Origin of the sequence: Pseudomonas baetica, from assembly GCF_051216495.1 — a bacterium.
Lineage (GTDB): Bacteria > Pseudomonadota > Gammaproteobacteria > Pseudomonadales > Pseudomonadaceae > Aquipseudomonas > Aquipseudomonas baetica_B.
Genome location: NZ_JBPKAM010000073.1, coordinates 16604 through 32784 on the forward strand (window position 1 = coordinate 16604; position 16181 = coordinate 32784).

The 16181-nt window shown below is 59.9% G+C and carries 11 protein-coding genes and 1 pseudogene; 5 read left to right on the forward strand and 7 right to left on the reverse strand.

What is annotated here, in order from left to right:
* The first annotated feature begins 2 nt into the window (after positions 1-2).
* From ACSFE6_RS22455 to ACSFE6_RS22465, 3 genes are read left to right on the forward strand one after another with little or no spacing between them, the layout of a single operon-like run.
* Positions 3-1334 carry an MFS transporter gene (locus ACSFE6_RS22455; protein ID WP_435429631.1) on the forward strand — a complete coding sequence of 444 codons (1332 nt, stop codon included), beginning with the start codon at positions 3-5 and terminating at the stop codon, positions 1332-1334.
* A 34-nt stretch (positions 1335-1368) separates the two neighbouring features.
* Positions 1369-2280: a dihydrodipicolinate synthase family protein gene (locus ACSFE6_RS22460; protein ID WP_435429632.1), complete on the forward strand. Its 912-nt coding sequence runs from the start codon at positions 1369-1371 to the stop codon at positions 2278-2280.
* Positions 2273-3769, forward strand: coding sequence for an aldehyde dehydrogenase (locus ACSFE6_RS22465; RefSeq protein ID WP_435429633.1), 1497 nt, complete (start codon positions 2273-2275; stop codon positions 3767-3769). Before ACSFE6_RS22460 ends, ACSFE6_RS22465 begins: the two co-directional genes overlap by 8 nt.
* Positions 3770-3889: 120 nt before the next feature.
* Here the strand turns inward: ACSFE6_RS22465 and ACSFE6_RS22470 are convergent.
* The 3 genes and pseudogenes from ACSFE6_RS22470 to ACSFE6_RS22480 form a co-directional block, all read right to left on the reverse strand.
* Positions 3890-4189: pseudogene (locus ACSFE6_RS22470) on the reverse strand (CAP domain-containing protein); the annotation flags it as partial.
* Between the two features lie 129 nt (positions 4190-4318).
* On the reverse strand, positions 4319-4732 hold the full coding sequence (locus tag ACSFE6_RS22475) for a hypothetical protein (RefSeq protein ID WP_435429634.1): 414 nt from the start codon (positions 4730-4732) through the stop codon (positions 4319-4321).
* 2 nt (positions 4733-4734) lie between these two features.
* The gene (locus tag ACSFE6_RS22480; protein ID WP_435429635.1) at positions 4735-7365 is read right to left on the reverse strand and encodes a pesticin C-terminus-like muramidase; all 2631 of its coding nucleotides are present in this window, start codon (positions 7363-7365) and stop codon (positions 4735-4737) included.
* 616 nt (positions 7366-7981) lie between these two features.
* On the opposite strand from ACSFE6_RS22480, the gene ACSFE6_RS22485 reads away from it, so the two are divergent.
* Positions 7982-8290: a DUF6124 family protein gene (locus ACSFE6_RS22485; RefSeq protein WP_435429636.1), complete on the forward strand. Its 309-nt coding sequence runs from the start codon at positions 7982-7984 to the stop codon at positions 8288-8290.
* A gap of 106 nt (positions 8291-8396) precedes the next feature.
* Here ACSFE6_RS22485 and ACSFE6_RS22490 read toward each other — a convergent pair whose 3' ends face one another.
* From ACSFE6_RS22490 to ACSFE6_RS22500, 3 genes are all read right to left on the reverse strand, one after another.
* Entirely contained in the window at positions 8397-9257 is an 861-nt protein-coding gene (locus tag ACSFE6_RS22490; protein ID WP_435429637.1) for a CAP domain-containing protein, read from the reverse strand.
* Between the two features lie 148 nt (positions 9258-9405).
* Positions 9406-10035 carry a helix-turn-helix transcriptional regulator gene (locus ACSFE6_RS22495; protein WP_435429638.1) on the reverse strand — a complete coding sequence of 210 codons (630 nt, stop codon included), beginning with the start codon at positions 10033-10035 and terminating at the stop codon, positions 9406-9408.
* Between the two features lie 17 nt (positions 10036-10052).
* Positions 10053-10682: a hypothetical protein gene (locus tag ACSFE6_RS22500; protein ID WP_435429639.1), complete on the reverse strand. Its 630-nt coding sequence runs from the start codon at positions 10680-10682 to the stop codon at positions 10053-10055.
* A 191-nt stretch (positions 10683-10873) separates the two neighbouring features.
* On the opposite strand from ACSFE6_RS22500, the gene ACSFE6_RS22505 reads away from it, so the two are divergent.
* A complete protein-coding gene (locus ACSFE6_RS22505) occupies positions 10874-11539 on the forward strand; it encodes a M24 family metallopeptidase (protein WP_435429640.1) in 666 nt (221 codons plus the stop codon).
* A 150-nt stretch (positions 11540-11689) separates the two neighbouring features.
* Here ACSFE6_RS22505 and ACSFE6_RS22510 read toward each other — a convergent pair whose 3' ends face one another.
* Entirely contained in the window at positions 11690-15793 is a 4104-nt protein-coding gene (locus tag ACSFE6_RS22510; protein ID WP_435429641.1) for a molybdopterin-dependent oxidoreductase, read from the reverse strand.
* Positions 15794-16181 lie beyond the last annotated feature (388 nt).

A 16181-nucleotide genomic window follows, 5' to 3' on the forward strand; every position in this document is an offset into this window, starting at 1 on the left:
TAATGACAAGTCCTAATACCTCCGTTGAGGATGTTCCTCTTAATAACTTTCACCGTTTGTTGACGGCCCGTTCGGGAGGCGGGTCGTTTGTCGACGGCTATGTATTGAGCATTATCGGCATCGCCATGTTGCAAGTAACAACGGCGCTGAACTTGAGTGAGTTCTGGCAGGGGATGATCGCGGCCTCGGCGTTGATGGGGGTGTTTTTCGGCGGCTTTTTCGGCGGCTGGCTGACGGACAAATTGGGCCGCAAGACGGTTTATTTTATCGGCCCCTCGCTCTTCATCCTGTGTTCGTTGGCGCAACTGTGGGTGGAGTCGGCAGGGGCCTTGTTCGCCTCCCGGTTCATCATCGGGTTGGCGGTGGGCATCGAGTATCCGGTGGCCACCTCACTGCTGGTGGAGTTCTTGCCCAAGAAGCAGCGCGGCCCGCGCCTGGCGGCGCTGACCATCCTGTGGTTCGCCGGTGCAGCGTTCGCGTATGTGGTGGGCAACGCCATTCTCAATGCCGGTGGCGACGATGCCTGGCGCTATGCGCTGGCCAGCGCTGCGGTGATCGGCCTGGTGTTGTTCGTGCTGCGTATCGGCACCCCGGAATCCGCGCGCTGGTTGCTCAGCAAGGGGCGTGAGCGCGAAGCAGAGGGCGTGATCAAGCGCGTCTATGGTCCGGATTATTCGCTCAAGGACCTGCCCGAGCAGCCTGACGAAAAGAAGATGACATTCAGTGACTTGTTGCACTCCGGTTATGGCAAGCGCTTGTTCTTTGTCTCGATATTCTGGTCGTGTTCGATTATTCCCGTCTTTGCTGTTTATGCCTTTGCGCCCAAAGTTCTGTTGGCACTTAACCTGAAAGGCGAGTGGGCCTCTTACGGTTCGATGGCCATTACGTTGTTGTTTGTCGTCGGTTGTGTACTGGCAACCAGACTGATCAATACGATCGGTCGACGCAGCATGTTGATTCACAGCTTTTTATGGTCGGGTCTTTCGTTGTTGTTGCTGGCGGTGTTTTCCAACGGCAACGAACTGCTCGTGCTCTTCCTGTTCGGTGCCTATGCGGTCTTCATCGGTGGCGCGCAGGTCCTGCAACTGGTTTACCCCAACGAACTGTTCCCTACGGAAATCCGCGCCTTTGCCGTCGGCATCGGCACGTCGCTGTCCCGCGTCGGGGCGGCGGTCGGCACTTACCTGGTGCCTGTTTCGCTACAGACGCTGGGTATCGGCAACACCATGTACGTGGCAGCGGTCGTGACCTTTATCGGGTTGACGGCGGCGTGGGCCATGGCCCCGGAAACACGTTCCCTGAACTTGCGCGATGCGGCGGCATTGAGCAGCTGAGTTGAAAACATCCCTGACTGATGGAGAGGCAATCATGAAGTTCGAAGGCATCTATACCCCGGCAATCACACCGTTGACGGCCAACGGCGAAATCGACAAAGCGGCTTTCGCCGACGTGCTCGAGTACCTGATCGACTCGAAAGTGCACGGCATCATCATTGGCGGTTCCACTGGCGAGTACTACGCCCACACCGCTCAAGAGCGCATCGCCCTGGCGACCCAGGCCAAGGACGTGATCGGTGGACGTTTGCCACTGGTCATCGGCACCGGCGCCATCCGTACCGAGGACTCGGTCGAATACGCCACCGCCGCCCGCGCCATCAAGGCCGATGCGATCCTGGTCGGCTCGCCACCCTATGCGCTGCCGACCGAGAAGGAAAACGCCATCCATGCCTTGACCGTCGACCGCGCCGCCGACCTGCCGATCATGCTCTACAACTACCCGGCGCGCATGGGCGTGAGCATGGGCGAAGAGTATTTCGCCGCCGTGTCCGAATCGAAAAACATCGTCGCCATCAAGGAAAGCTCCGGCGACATGGCGCAGGTCCATCGCCTGGCGCGCAACTACCCGAACATCAGCCTGTCCTGTGGCTGGGACGACCAGGCCCTGGAGTTCTTCGCCTGGGGCGCGCGTAGCTGGGTGTGTGCCGGTTCCAACTTCATTCCCCGCGAACACGTGGCGCTCTACGAGGCCTGCGTGGTCGAGAAGGATTTCGACAAAGGTCGCAAGATCATGAGCGCGTTCATGCCGCTGATGGACTTCCTGGAAAGCGGCAAGTTCGTGCAGTCGATCAAGTACGGCTGCGAGCTCAATGGCCTGCGCACCGGCAGTGTGCGTTCGCCGCTGCAACCGCTGTACGAACATGAAAAACAGGCACTGAAAGACATCATCGCCACCCTCAAGCGCGAAGTCGCTCAAGTGATCGGGAGTTCGAACAATGGCTGATTTGCTCAGTGCGGCCGAGTATGCCGCCATCGCCCAAAAGTTGAGTTTGCCCACGCAATCCTTCGTCGACGGTGCGCCGTACACTTCGGGTTCGGGCAAGACTTTCACTACCACCAACCCGGCCACCGGCGAAGTGTTGGCCGAGATCACCGCCTGTAATGCCAAAGACGTTGATTACGCCGTGGCCAAGGCCAAGGAAGCGTTCGACGACGGTCGCTGGCACAAGCTCACTCCCGGCGAGCGCAAGAAAGTGTTGCTGCGCTTTGCCGATCTGCTGGAGCAAAACACCGTCGAACTGTCGGTCATGGAAAGCCTGGACAGCGGCAAGCCGATTCGCGAATGCCAGCTCACCGACATTCCCGAAACCATTCACATGATCCGCTGGCACGCCGAGCTGATCGACAAGATCTACGACAACACCGCACCGGTCGGCTCCGGCGCCTTGAGCCTGGTGGTGCGCGAAGCCATCGGCGTCGTCGGCCTGGTGCTGCCGTGGAACTTCCCGCTGCTGATGCTGGCCTGGAAAATCGGTCCGTCCCTGGCCGCCGGTTGCTCGATCATCGTCAAGCCGGCCAAGGAAACCACACTGACCGCATTGCGCGTCGCCGAACTGGCCCATGAGGCCGGCGTGCCTGCCGGCGTGTTTAACGTGTTGTCCGGTGGCGGCAGCGAAGTAGGGGAGCCATTGGGCCGGCACATGGACGTGTCCATGGTCAGCTTCACCGGCTCGACCGCCACCGGCCGCCGTTTCCTCAACTACGCGGCAGATTCGAACCTCAAGCGCATCGTGCTGGAGTGCGGCGGCAAGAACCCGGCCGTGGTGATGAACGACGTCGAGGATCTCGACCTGGTGGCCAGCCATGTGGTCAACGGTGCGTTCTGGAACATGGGGGAAAACTGCTCGGCATCGTCGCGGCTGATCGTCCACGCCGACATCAAGGACGAACTGCTCAAACGCATCGGCGTGCAGATGCGCGAATGGAAAATGGGCAGTCCCCTGGACCCGGAAAACCGCATTGGTTCAATGGTCAGCCAGGCGCATTTCGAGAAGGTCCGCTCCTACCTCGAACATGCTGCCGCCGAGAAGCTGAACGTGGTGTTCGGCGGCAACACCGAGGGCGACATCTTTGTCGAACCGACCGTGGTTGATGGCGTCAGCGCCGAGAGCCGGCTGTTCCAGGAAGAGATTTTCGGCCCGGTACTCGCCGTGACCACCTTCACCACAATCGATCAGGCCATCGCCCTGGCCAATGACTCGGTGTACGGCCTGGCGGCGTCGGTCTACACCGACAACCTGCGCCATGCGATCAAGCTATCCCGGGAAATCCGCGCCGGCATCGTCACGGTCAACTGTTTCGGCGAAGGCGACGCCTCCACACCGTTTGGCGGCTACAAGGAATCTGGGTTCGGCGGGCGCGACAAGTCGATCTGGGCCCATGACCAGTACACGGAGATCAAGACGATCTGGATTGACGTGTCCGAGCGTTAAAAAGCTATTCGCGAGCAGGCTCGCTCCCACAGGGTTATGTGAACACCATAAATCCAATGTGGGAGCGAGCCTGCTCGCGAAGACGGCATCACAGGCAACAAAAAATCAAACAGGCCCCCCTCAAGGCGCCCCAAACAACATCGTCCAATACACCCCCTCATCACTGCGCGCTTGCGTCGCGTAGCCCGCACCCACCTGGGTAAACATCGGGTTCATCAAATTCGCGCAATGCCCGGGGCTGGCCAGCCAGCCGGCCATGGCCTTGCTCGGGGAGCCTTGGCCGGCGGCGATGTTTTCGCCGATCTGCCGGCCACGGTAGCCGGCGGCGCGCGCCCGGTCTGCGGGCATGTCGCCATCGGGGTCGCGGTGGGCGAAGTAGTTGCCGTAGGCCATGGCTTTGCTGTGGCCTTGGGCGGCGGCACGGGAAAGGTGGCAGATTCATTATGCAGGAGATAGATCTGTCACCTTTTGCCGGTCACCTTTTGTCGTTCATGCACAGGGCTGGTAGAAAATTTCATTTCGACAAGCACCAAGACATACCGCTGTCCTTCACTCTTGATCAATAGCATCTGAGCATTGGAGGTCACCCATTTTCCCATTCGTAATTGGGATGGAGCATTTTCTTAACTGCTCACCAGTGGGCTGTAACGGTATTATGTTTAAAACCAAATGGATCCCATCTTTTTCGAATGTGATATTTTGAAATCCAGCGTAAGCAAAATCTGTTGAAAATTTTTTTCCATCAAAACTGCACAAGTTCTTGCTTTCTAATATTTTCAGTCCGCCTTTAAGGCTTAAGATCTCCACCGCCAAACATTCACTTCCAAATGTTTTTATGTAGCGAATCAGGCTCTCGCCACTTCTGCCGGAGCTTATTTCTGATGCATTTGAGTAATTAATGGAGTCGGCTCTTGCAAAGCCAAATGATGCCATAAGAAAGAAAAACATTAGACCTATTTTCATTATTATTGACTCCTCATGAATTGAGAGCGTTTATTAAATCTATCACTCGGAACCGAAGGCCAGTTTTCACGAGCGCACATAGCTTCTGAAAAACCAGGCAAGTCGTTTTCAGCAATAGATAGTTGTATAATTTTTCTTGTCTCTCCGGTGTAATTCCCGCGATAAATTAGATCTATTGTTACATCTCTTATTTTTTCATTTAGATCATCCCAGTACACATCGCCATAAATTTTCACAACATCCTCTTTGCGTGAAATCCGTAAAACCTGATCCTTCATAAACTCATAGATTGGAATAAAAAGATCGTATTGCTGTTTTCTTGATATGAAGGTGCTTTTTATCTCTACGCTTGCGCTGTCCATGTAGGCTTTAGCAGCTTGACCTTTCAGACCTTTGGCGCCGATGAGCCAACTGAGTAACGGTTCAGAAATTCCGGCAGATAACAAATCTGCTTGTGGCGTAGGACGCTGTCCCAGGTCGTATCCGCGTCCGATAGTCACACCCGATGAGCCGCCGGGCCAATGAGCTTTTCGGCTAAAGTAGCGATGTCCACTATTCTTGGGATCTTCTATATCATTGCCTTCTACATCGAAAGTTAATTGTCCATAAGGTACTGTTAGCCAAATCAAATCGTTCTCGTCGATAGTGGCGCAGAAACTCCCCACCAACCCCACCGGATGAAAATGATAAGGCCGCCCCCAAACCGGCAACCCCACTTTCTCCGCCACTTCTCCCCACCAACTCATCTGCTTGATCCGCTCTTTCTCCGCGACCCAATTCAAATGCGGCGTCGAGCCGCAATGGCCGAGCAGTTCATCCAGGGCGTCCCACTTTTGCTCCTGGTAAAACCATTCACTTTCCATGCGCAGGACCAACTTTGAAATCTCCTGGGCCTTGGCGGGCAGGCGCAGCGCAGCTTGCAGTTCGTCGGCGGTCATGTTGCCGGTGCGGTGGGGGTCGATGATGTCGTAGAGCCGGGTCTTCATTCGGCCTTGGTGGTCGATGTCCGTCAGGTTGCGAAAGCGCTCGCGTTGTGGCTCGTTGAAGCGGTTGACGGCGCTGAAGAACGAGGCCATCGCGTGCTTGGGCAGGCTGTAGTCGTAGAGGACTTCATAACCGTCCCACGCCCAGGGACTGAGCCAGGGCGTGACGCCGACTTCTTCGCACACCCAGCCGTTGAGCAGGTTGTCGTCCGCGTCGTGCAGCAGGTTATCCAGACGGTACCAGTTGCGCGCTTTGCGATCATGGTCGCCCGGCACGTGGATTTTTCGCTCGGCGGGCAGGCCCTCCAGCAGGCTCTTGGGGACTAGCAAATCGGCGGCGCTGAGTGGGCTTTCGGCGCGCATCGCGCTCAATTGGCCACCCGTCATATGTTCCTGATGTGCCACCACGGCGGTGCCCTTGGCAAATTTCAGCCAGGTTTTGTCCTTGTCCGGCAGACGCTCGGCCCAGGCGCGGCTGGCATCGAAAAACTCGTCGATGTCATCGCCACTGAACACTTCCAGGTGCAGCTTCTGTTCGGGCCAGTCCGCGCCGCTGTCCTGGTAATCGCCGAGGTGACCGATCAGCTCACCGGCCTTGATCGGCACCGGCTGTTCGAGGACCACGATGCGGTCCACGGCCTCCGGTTCCTGCACCCGTTCCAGCGACTTGAAATGCACGTATTGGTTGACCCGTTCCAGTTTGCGGAACGGGCCGTCGCCGCTGACCGTGACGATCGATCGGGTCGGCAGTTTTGCGATGACGTTGTCGCCAAATTTCGGCTCGGCGCGCACATTGACCCATTCTTCTGACGAGGTGATGCGGTGCTGATTGCCCTCAATCGGATGCAGACGGCTGGCGGCGATGTAGCCCACCACCGAGCCGTCGGCATTGATCAAGTTGGACGGGGCGAGACGATCTTCCAGCTTGCGGTAGTTCCGGTTGCCGCTGACCGTCACCGAAGCACCGCGTGGCAGGAGGTCGATGACCTTGCCGCCGTCTTCATGCCGCACGTTCAGCCCCGGCTCAGGATGCTCCGCGAGGACGTCGGTCACCGTCTGCTTGACCCGCAGGGTCGGACTTTGCGGCCAGTGAGCCGGGCGCGGGAGGGTGGAGTCCTCCTGGTACTTCGCCGAGTCCCGCAGGTGCATGTACAGGCTGTAGAAGGTCAGGCTCGGCGGTGTCTTGGCGCTGCCGTGGATTTTCGGCGGTTGCAAGCGATGACGCACCAGCACGAAATTGCGCGCGAAGGGTTTGTCGACGGTGAGGGTGTCGATGAAGTAGCGCGTCATGGGCGAATGCGTATCGACGCGAAAGGCCACCACTTCACCGTCGGCCAGGCAGTGCACCGCTTGATCCTGGGTGACACCGGTGGCGCTGTCGAAATGCACGCCACCGTGGAACAGGCCGCTGCGGCCGATTGGGTAGTAACCGGCGGTGGCGTTGGCCAGATGGGTCAGTTGCTCTAGCGGGTTTTGCGTGGCCTTGAGTGGATGGCACCAGTTGTTCACTGGCGACGGCGTCTCGGATGGCGAGGGCGTGGCGATGGGCCGGGTATCGGGTGTCGGCAGGATCGATGCGCGTGATCGATCGAATCGTGCGTCTCTTTCGTGACGGGGAAGTCCGAACAGTCGGGTAAGCAAACTGGCCATGGTGAGTGTCGCTCCTTGTTGTGCTGGCGAAGTCCGAAAATCCGCTGGATTTTTGGAGGATGGACAGGCGGGGCTTCATGCCCACCCGTTCAAGCGCTCGACAGCTTTCTTGAGGGCGACAAAGGTTGAAATAGGATGATTCAGGTAAGCGTGTAGGAAACGTCTGTTTATTGGGATGTTGGGCTGTGGGATTTTTTGCGGGAGTGAACGAGGAGGGGATGAATCGAGGGTGTTTCGATCTCCATCCGCAGCATTTTTGCGTGTGTTTTTATGCGTGTTTAAAAGCTCGCCAGGTTACTTCCCGAAAGCCACAGCGCCTTGCGTCGTTGCCTACGGTTACGCCAGAATCCGCCGGCTTGTGCGCCTTGGGGCCGGGTTTTATCGTCTGCCGATCGCTGAAAAAGATAGCGATCGGGTTTGGTAGCCCGGCTTTTCCAGGTGCGCAGCGCCACCTTTATCAGAGGCTGATTTGTCTCTGTATTTATGGTGACCATGCGCAGGGCGTCCTCGGATGCGCCGGGTACCTGGACCGGTCTACCAACCTGTGTATGGTTGCCACCCTTCGTTTGGTAGCAAGGGGTGATGACTCCTCATCCATATTCCAGGAGTTGTATCTATGTTCAAACCAACACCAAACCCGCCAGAAACCGATTCGACATCCTCCGACCGCATCCCCTCAGCCGCCGACATCAACGCCACCCCCCGCACACTCGACACCACCTTCATCGTCAACCCCGACCTCGACACGCAAACCCTGCTGGCCCATGCCTGTGAGTCGCTGGCCTCGGCCAATGTCATGACCCTGGATCTGGCGGATCGTATGGAGGGGACGAGTCGCAATACGTTGTTGGGGATTGCACAGGTGATCATGTTGGGTGAATTGGCGGTGAATCGGGCGCTGGATCGGATTGAGTCGTCGCAATAGAAAAGCAAAAGATCGCAGCCTGCGGCAGCTCCTACGAGGGATGGTGTTCACCCGCGAAATTGCGCGAACATCGAACCTGTAGGAGCTGTCGAAGGCTGCGATCTTTTCAAGGCGCCCCGAACAACATCGTCCAATACACCCCCTCATCACTGCGCGCTTGCGTCGCGTAGCCCGCACCCACCTGGGTAAACATCGGGTTCATCAAATTCGCGCAATGCCCGGGGCTGGCCAGCCAGCCGGCCATGGCCTTGCTCGGGGAGCCTTGGCCGGCGGCGATGTTTTCGCCGATCTGCCGGCCACGGTAGCCCGCGGCGCGCGCCCGGTCTGCCGGCATGTCGCCATCGGGGTCGCGGTGGGCGAAGTAGTTGCCGTAGGCCATGGCTTTGCTGTGGCCTTGTGCGGCGGCGCCGAGGCTGGCGTTCCAGGCCAAGGGCCGGGCGGCGGCGAAGCGCTGACGGCCGCACAGGCGCGGCTTGGCCCGGGCGGCGTTGACCTGTGCCAGCAGGGTTTTGCCGACGCTGCGCGAATCGCCCATTTGCCGGTCGATCACCGGCTGCGCCAGCACGATTTGCCATTCACCCCGGCTGCGGCTGACGCCGATGTCGGCGTACTGACTGTCGAGCAGGGCGGCGCAGTGGTCATCCTGCAGCAGGTCGAAGGCCTCGTCGGCATCTTGCGCACCGACCACGCGGATGCTGCGCACCGCAACGGCCTGATACCCGTTATCTTTCAGCCGATCCCGCAAGCCACTGCTGTAACCGATGGGCAGCGCCAGGTTGGACTTCAGCGCCAGTGGCGACAAACGTTGGGCGGGGCGGCGCGAGCAGCCTTGGGGATGAGCACGGTAATCATTGATGGCTTCCACCAGTTGTCGTTCCCCGGCGGCATGGGCGGGGCTGGTGATCACGGGAAGCGAGGCAAGCAGGCACAGCGAAGTGAAGCGCAAGACAAGGGCAGTTTGGCGCATGGTGCGGACAGCTCTGATGAGTTGACGACGGTTGGGAGGAGTATCAATCGCCGGTTTTAGACTGGCGCCCCGAAACTAGTTCAAGGGGCAAGAGGGGAAATTTTTTGAGGTGATCAGGCGTCCGACGAACGTAGCGCAGGGCATGAAATTATTCGTTTTCGTCCAGCTCCACCGGCCGCAGTTTGAAGCGGCAGACATGACCGCCGCGCACCATGCATTCGGAGTGCTCGACCTCACCACCGCCCAGCGTGCCAATCAACGCCAGATCCAGCTCGCAGACCACCGGGTGCGCCGCGGCCAGTCGATGGAACACGCAGTTGTGCGCAACGATTTGCGCATCCCCCCCGGAGCGAAAGAACACCTCGGCCTCATACCCGGCCTGGTTCATGTGCTCCACGATCTTCACTTCATCGACGACGGTCTGTTCGCGGTCATGGGCGAGTTTGCGGCCCAGGTTGCGCATCAGCGCCGCCAGGGCCTCGGGGCCGATGATGTCGGCCACTTCATTGATCAGGGCGCTGGCCAGCAACTGATATTGGCGAGGGAACTGCTCCCTGGCATGGTCGGTGAGCCGATACAGCTGTTCCGGCCTTCGTCCCGTCGGCCGTGTCTCGCCGCGCAGCACCAGGCCGTCACGCTCCAGCGCCGCCAGATGCTGGCGAATCGCCGTACGCGTGACCGCCAAATGCTCAGCCAACTCGTCGATGCTCATGCCGCCCCCGTGGTGCAGCAACGCATTGAGCAAGTCCTGCTGTGTTCGGCCCAATCCTTCCAGCATGGTGCGTCCTCGCGGGGTCAGAACTTGTCGGGGAATTGCTTGACCAGTGCGGCGGTCAAGGCATCGGCCAGCGCCAGGATATGCACGCGCATCATCGACCAGGTCTTTGCTTCGCCAGCGTAGTCGTGGGCGGCGAATTCATCGATCTGGGCCACGTGATGACCGCCATGGGCCGACAACATGTTCACCAGCGTGGCCTCGGGCAGGTTGGGGTTGGCTTTGGCCAGGAACGCCGCGATGGCCTTGGCATTGCTGGTCAAGTCCGCCACAGCGGCTTGCTTGCCCTTGGCGTCTTTGGCCACGGTGGCGTCGCTGTAGTGTTTCACCGCGCCCCAATGGCCGGCAAGCAGCTTGAGCAGCTGATCAGCCGCCGGTTGGCCGTAAAGCGGGGCGATGCTGTTGGCGATTTTCGTGGCGTTATCAACCACTTGATCAGCCGCGACTTTGGCTTGTTTCTGATCGGCGGACTGGTTGGCTTGCGCGTAGGTCCTGATCCAGAAAATGTGTTCAACCCAGAGATCGCGAAGCGCCAGGCGCGTGGTCAGCGCAGGGCTGTCGGCAGCGGCGGGGGAGGCGGCGGGCGTTGCGCTCCAGACCGGTTGCGCGCAGAAGGCCAGCAGGATCAGAGCCAGTATCTTGATATTCATGACGGCACCCTCGTTGAGTGGGAACGTTCGACAATATCAATTAAAGCATACAAATATGTTTTTATTGGGTAGGAGCAAAATCTCGGATCAACGGTCGTGAACAGTTCATGGTTGTATCTTTATCGGCGACTATCGCAATATAAAAAGCTATACAGCGTTTGACCTGCACCTTCTTACACAGGGAATGAATGATGAGTACGGTCTTGAGCAGCAAAGAAGCGGTCGGTGAGCGTTATCAACTGGAAACCATGCGTCATGCACAGCAGATGACCTGGGAGGCTATTGACCGGATTGCCCGGGTCATCACCCCCGGCATACGCGAATCCGAGGCCCAGCTGCGCGGCAAGGAGGTTCTGGCGCAAATGGGCATGGACCGCATCTGGCACCCGCTGCTGGTGCGCTTTGGCGCCAACACCCTCAAGACCTTCAAGCAGCGCTCGGAGGGCGACCCTGAGTTGGGCGCCAATGACATCTTCTTCATCGACATGGGCGTGGTCTGGCAAGGGCACGAAGGGGATGCCGGGGCGACCTTCACCACTGGCGGCGATCCGGAAATGGTCGCTTGTGCCAAGGCCGCCAAGGAACTGTTCGACCGGGTCGAAAGCTTCTGGCGCACTGAACGGGTGTCCGGCGTGGCGCTCTACGACTACGCGGCCGCCCAGGCACAGGCCATGGGCTGGACGCTCAACCTCGACATCAAGGGTCACCGGGTCAGCGATTTTCCCCATGCGATTTATCGCGGCGGTGATCTCGGGGATCTGGAGCAGTACCCGAATAGCGGCCTGTGGATTCTGGAGATCCAGATCGCCCATCCCGAGCGTCCGTTTGGTGCGTTCTACGAAGATTTGTTGATCTGAAACCGTCCTGCCGACTCCCTGTAGGAGCAGCCGGTCGACGCTCGAATGCTCGCGAAAAACGCCGAGACAACGCGATCATTCAGACAGTCCGCGTTATCGTTGACGGCCATCGCGAGCAAGCTCGCTCCTACAGGTTTTTCGGCAAACCAATCAATAAACATCCCGCAGATAACGCTTTTGCTCGCTCAACTGGCGCCAGTAGTCTGCCGCGCCTTCGGTGCACAATCCGCCATGGTCCTGCGCGATCCGCCGCAGGGCCTGGTCGACGTCCTTGGCCATATGACTGGCATCTCCGCAGATGTACAACTGCGCACCTTCCTGTAGCCAGCGCCACAGTTCAGCCCCCTGTTCGCGGATACGATCCTGCACGTAAATCTTCTGCGCCTGATCACGGGAGAAGGCCAGGCTGAGTTCCGTCAGCAAGCCATCGCGCTGCATGCCTTGCAGTTCGTCGCGGTAGTAAAAATCGCTGGCGGCATGTTGCTCGCCGAAGAACAGCCAGTTCTTGCCCTTGTCGCCCCGGGCGCGGCGTTCTTGCAGGAAGGCGCGGAACGGCGCCACGCCGGTGCCGGGGCCGATCATGATCATCGGCAGGTCGCCATCGGTCGGGGCGCGGAAGTGCTTTGACGGCTGGACGAAAACCGGAACGGTGCTGTGTTCGGCGCGGTCGGCGAGGAAGGTCGAGGACACGCCTTTGCGTTTGCCGTAGCGCACGGCAGCCACGGTGAGATGGACTTCGCCCGGGTGCGCCTTGGGGCTGGAGGAAATGGAATACAGCCGCGGTTGCAGGCGCTTGAGGGTGCCGAGCAGTTCGCTGGCCGAACAGTCGACCGGATACTCCTGCAACACGTCCGCCAGTTGCCGCCCCCAGAGCCAGTCTTTCAACTCGGCCTTGCGCTCGCTGCCCAGCAGCTGTTTCAACGACGGGTTGCGGCTGCGCTCGGCGATGAAGGCCAGGGTCTCGCTGGCGGGCCGGGCGATTTCGAAATGTTCGGTCAGTGCCTGATGCAATGGCAGTTCGCCGACCTTGTCGACGTGCACGGTCGTGTCGGCACCCAGGCCCGTCAGTTCCAGCATTTCATCGACCAGTGCCGGGCAGTTGCGCGGGATGACACCCAGGGCATCGCCGGCTTCGTAGTGCAATCCGGAGTCGCCCAGCGCCAGGGAAAACATGCGGGTTTCCTTGTTGGCGCTTTGCTGGTTCAGGTGCAGATTGCTCAGCAGGCGCGAGGCATAGGGCTTGGCCTTGCACGGTGCGGCGACAGGAACCGCGACCGGTGTCGGTTCAACCGACACGGATGGCGTGGATTTAAGTGCTTGCCGGAATTCGTCCAGCCACTGGTCCGCGCGCGTTTCGAACTCGGTGTCGCAATCGACCCGATCAAGCAGTCGCGTGCCGCCCAATTCCAGGAGGCGCTGATCGAGCTTTTTACCGTGCTGGCAGAACTGGTCATAGTTGGGATCGCCCAGGGCCAGTACCGCGAAGCGCAGGGACTCCAGGCGCGTTTCGGCACGACTCAAGGCGTGCCAGAAACCTTCGCCATTGTCCGGTGGATCGCCATCGCCGAAGGTGCTGCTGATCACCGCCAGGGTGTGCGTGCTGGCCAGTTTGCCGGCCGGAAAATCCGCCATCGCGCTCAGTTCGACGGTGAACCCATCCTCGCGCAAACGTGAGGCAAACCGCTCGGCCAAGGCTTCGGCATTGCCGGTCTGCGAGGCCCACAGCAATGTGATCGCCGGTGCGCTGGCAGCCTTGGAGGGCGTCGCAGATTCACTCAACGCGGGAACAGCGCTATCGACCCGGCTGAACAAACCACCCAATAAACCGTCCAGCCAGAGCCGGGTGTCGGTTGCCAGGGGCGCGTTGAGGGGCAGGGCGGGCACGCCGTCCGCCTGACGGCCCGCCGTGGATTGCAGGCCACTGACGAAACCGGCGAGATACAGGCGTTCCTGCTCGTTCAGGGCAGGCGAGGGCAGGCGACGGATGCCAGCGATATCGGCAAATGCCTCGATGCTCGACATGGCGAGTTCCTCTGACAAGGGAGACATGGGGAGAAGCTCGTCGGCAGGCGCCGGTACGTCGAGGAACTGATGTTCGATCAGTTCGACCCGTTGCAGGGCGACGGCGCAAAACTTCAATTCGGGCTGCAGCGAAATCGGATCAACCGCGTCAATGGTGACGGCGTTGATCGCCAGGTGTTCGCCAAACACATCGTTCCAGTGAAACGGTGCAAAACAATTGCCCGGGTGCACCCGATCGGTCACCACTGCCGGCAGTACGGCGTGGCCGCGCACCGAGCGCACTTCGACAGGGTCCTTGTCACGAATGCCGAAGCGGGCGGCATCTTCCGGATGGATTTCGACGAAGGGACCGGGATTGAGCTTGTTCAGGGTCGCGACCTTGCCGGTTTTGGTCAGGGTGTGCCACTGGTGCTGCAAGCGACCGGTGTTGAGCACGAAAGGGAACTCTTCGTTCGGCATTTCGGCGGGCGGCATGTGCGGACGGGCGAGGAAAATGCCCTTGCCGTGCTCGGTGGCGAAGACGATGGAGGGCCGGGAGCCATCGGCCTCGACCTTGAGTTTCTGGCTCACGCCGTTGTTGAGGTAGCGGATCGGATTGCGATCTTCAGCGTCATCCGACGCGCAGGGCCATTGCAGCGGTTTTTCCCGCAGCCGCGCATAGCTCGCCCCACGGATATCATAACCGGTCTTGGGGTTCCTGGCGCGTTTGATCTCTTCGAAGACATCAGCGGCAGAGGCGTAGGTGAAGGCCTCGGCAAAACCCATTTCGCACGCCACCCGGGCGATAATCTGCCAGTCGGCCAGCGCCTCGCCGGGCGCCTCCACGGCCTGTTGCATCAGCGTTAGGTTGCGTTCGGAATTAATCATCACCCCTTCGGCCTCGGCCCAGAGTGCACCGGGCAGGAGGATGTCGGCGTAGCGGTTGGTCTCGGTGTCGAGGTAGGCATCCTGGGTGATGACCAGTTCGGCGGCCTGCAAGCCTTCGATCACCTTGCGGCGGTTGGGCACCGAGGCCACCGGGTTGGTGCAGATAATCCAGCAGGCCTTGATCCGGCCGGCGGCCATTTGCTCGAACATGTCCACGGTGCCCGTACCGACGGTGCGCGGCAGGCTGTCGCGTGGGATGTTCCATAAATCTTCGATAAACACCCGGTCAGCCTCGACCAGCACCGAACGCTGGCCTGGCAGGCCAGGGCCCATGTAGCCCATTTCCCGACCGCCCATGGCATTGGGTTGCCCGGTCAGGGAAAACGGTCCGCTGCCCGGCCGGCAGATCGCGCCGGTGGCCAGGTGCAGGTTGCACAAGGCATTGGTGTTCCAGGTGCCGTGGGTGCTTTGGTTCAGGCCCATGGTCCAGCAACTCATCCATTCAGCGGCTTCGCCGATCCATTGTGCGGCCTGACGAATATCGGCCTCGGCAAGACCGGTGATTTGCGCGACTTTCTCTGGCGGGTAGTCGTCGAGAAATTCCGGCATCGCCTCCCAGCCTTCGGTGAACGCGGCAATGAAGTCCGGGTCGGTGTGGCCATTTTTCACCAGCAGGTGCAGCAAGCCATTGAGCAATGCCAGGTCGGTGCCGGGGCGGATTTGCAGGAACAGGCCGGCCTTGTCCGCCGTGGCGCTGCGCCGTGGATCGACCACGATCAGCTTCGCCCCGGCCTTGACCCGATCCATCATGCGCAGGAACAAAATCGGATGACAGTCGGCCATGTTGGCGCCGATCACGAAGAACAGGTTCGACTTGTCGAAGTCCTCATAGGAGCCGGGCGGTCCGTCGGAGCCGAGCGAGAGCTTGTAGCCGCTGCCGGCGCTGGCCATGCACAGGCGTGAGTTGGATTCGATGTTGTGGGTGCGCACGAAGCCCTTGGCCAATTTGTTGATCAGGTATTGGGCTTCCAGCGACATCTGTCCCGATACATAAAAGGCCAACGCGTCCGGCCCATGGGTGTCCAGAATGCCGCGCAGCCGGTTGGCCGTCTCGCTGATGGCCTGGTCCATGGAAACCCGCCCCGGGTCGCGGTCACGGGCCTGACGCAGGAAAGCGTTTTCCATCCGGCCTGACTCGGCAATCGCCTGCCCGCAGGTCGTGCCTTTGGTGCACAGGCGACCGAAGTTGGTCGGGTGGGTCTTGTCGCCCACGACCTTGACCACCCGATTGCCTTCGACCTGCATGACGATGCCGCAGCCCACACCGCAATAGGGACATACACTGCGCACGGTTTTGTCTGCCATCCTCGACACCTTGCCAACACTGGATCAATCCGGAAATGCAAAAGGCGCCATGCGGCCCTCCGTCGGAACGGGGGCTACACGGCGCCTTTGTCGTATAGGTGCAATCTGCGTTGACTGCGTGTCAGGTGATTGCAAAGGGCGGGCCAGAAGCTTCAGGGCCGCGATATACAGGCTTTCGAGGCTGTCAGCGGTGATGGAGTAATCGCTGCATGCACTTTTTTATTGCGGTGCCTGGGCTGAGTGCACCAGCCGATGGCGAACATGCACCTACTGTAGGAGAGGGGGGGGGGGGGGGGGGGGGGGGGGGGGGCAGGGGGGGGGGGGGGGGCAACATTGCACTTTCCTTCCTTGCGACGACGTCGCCTCCTCCATGCAATGGTCGCAACGA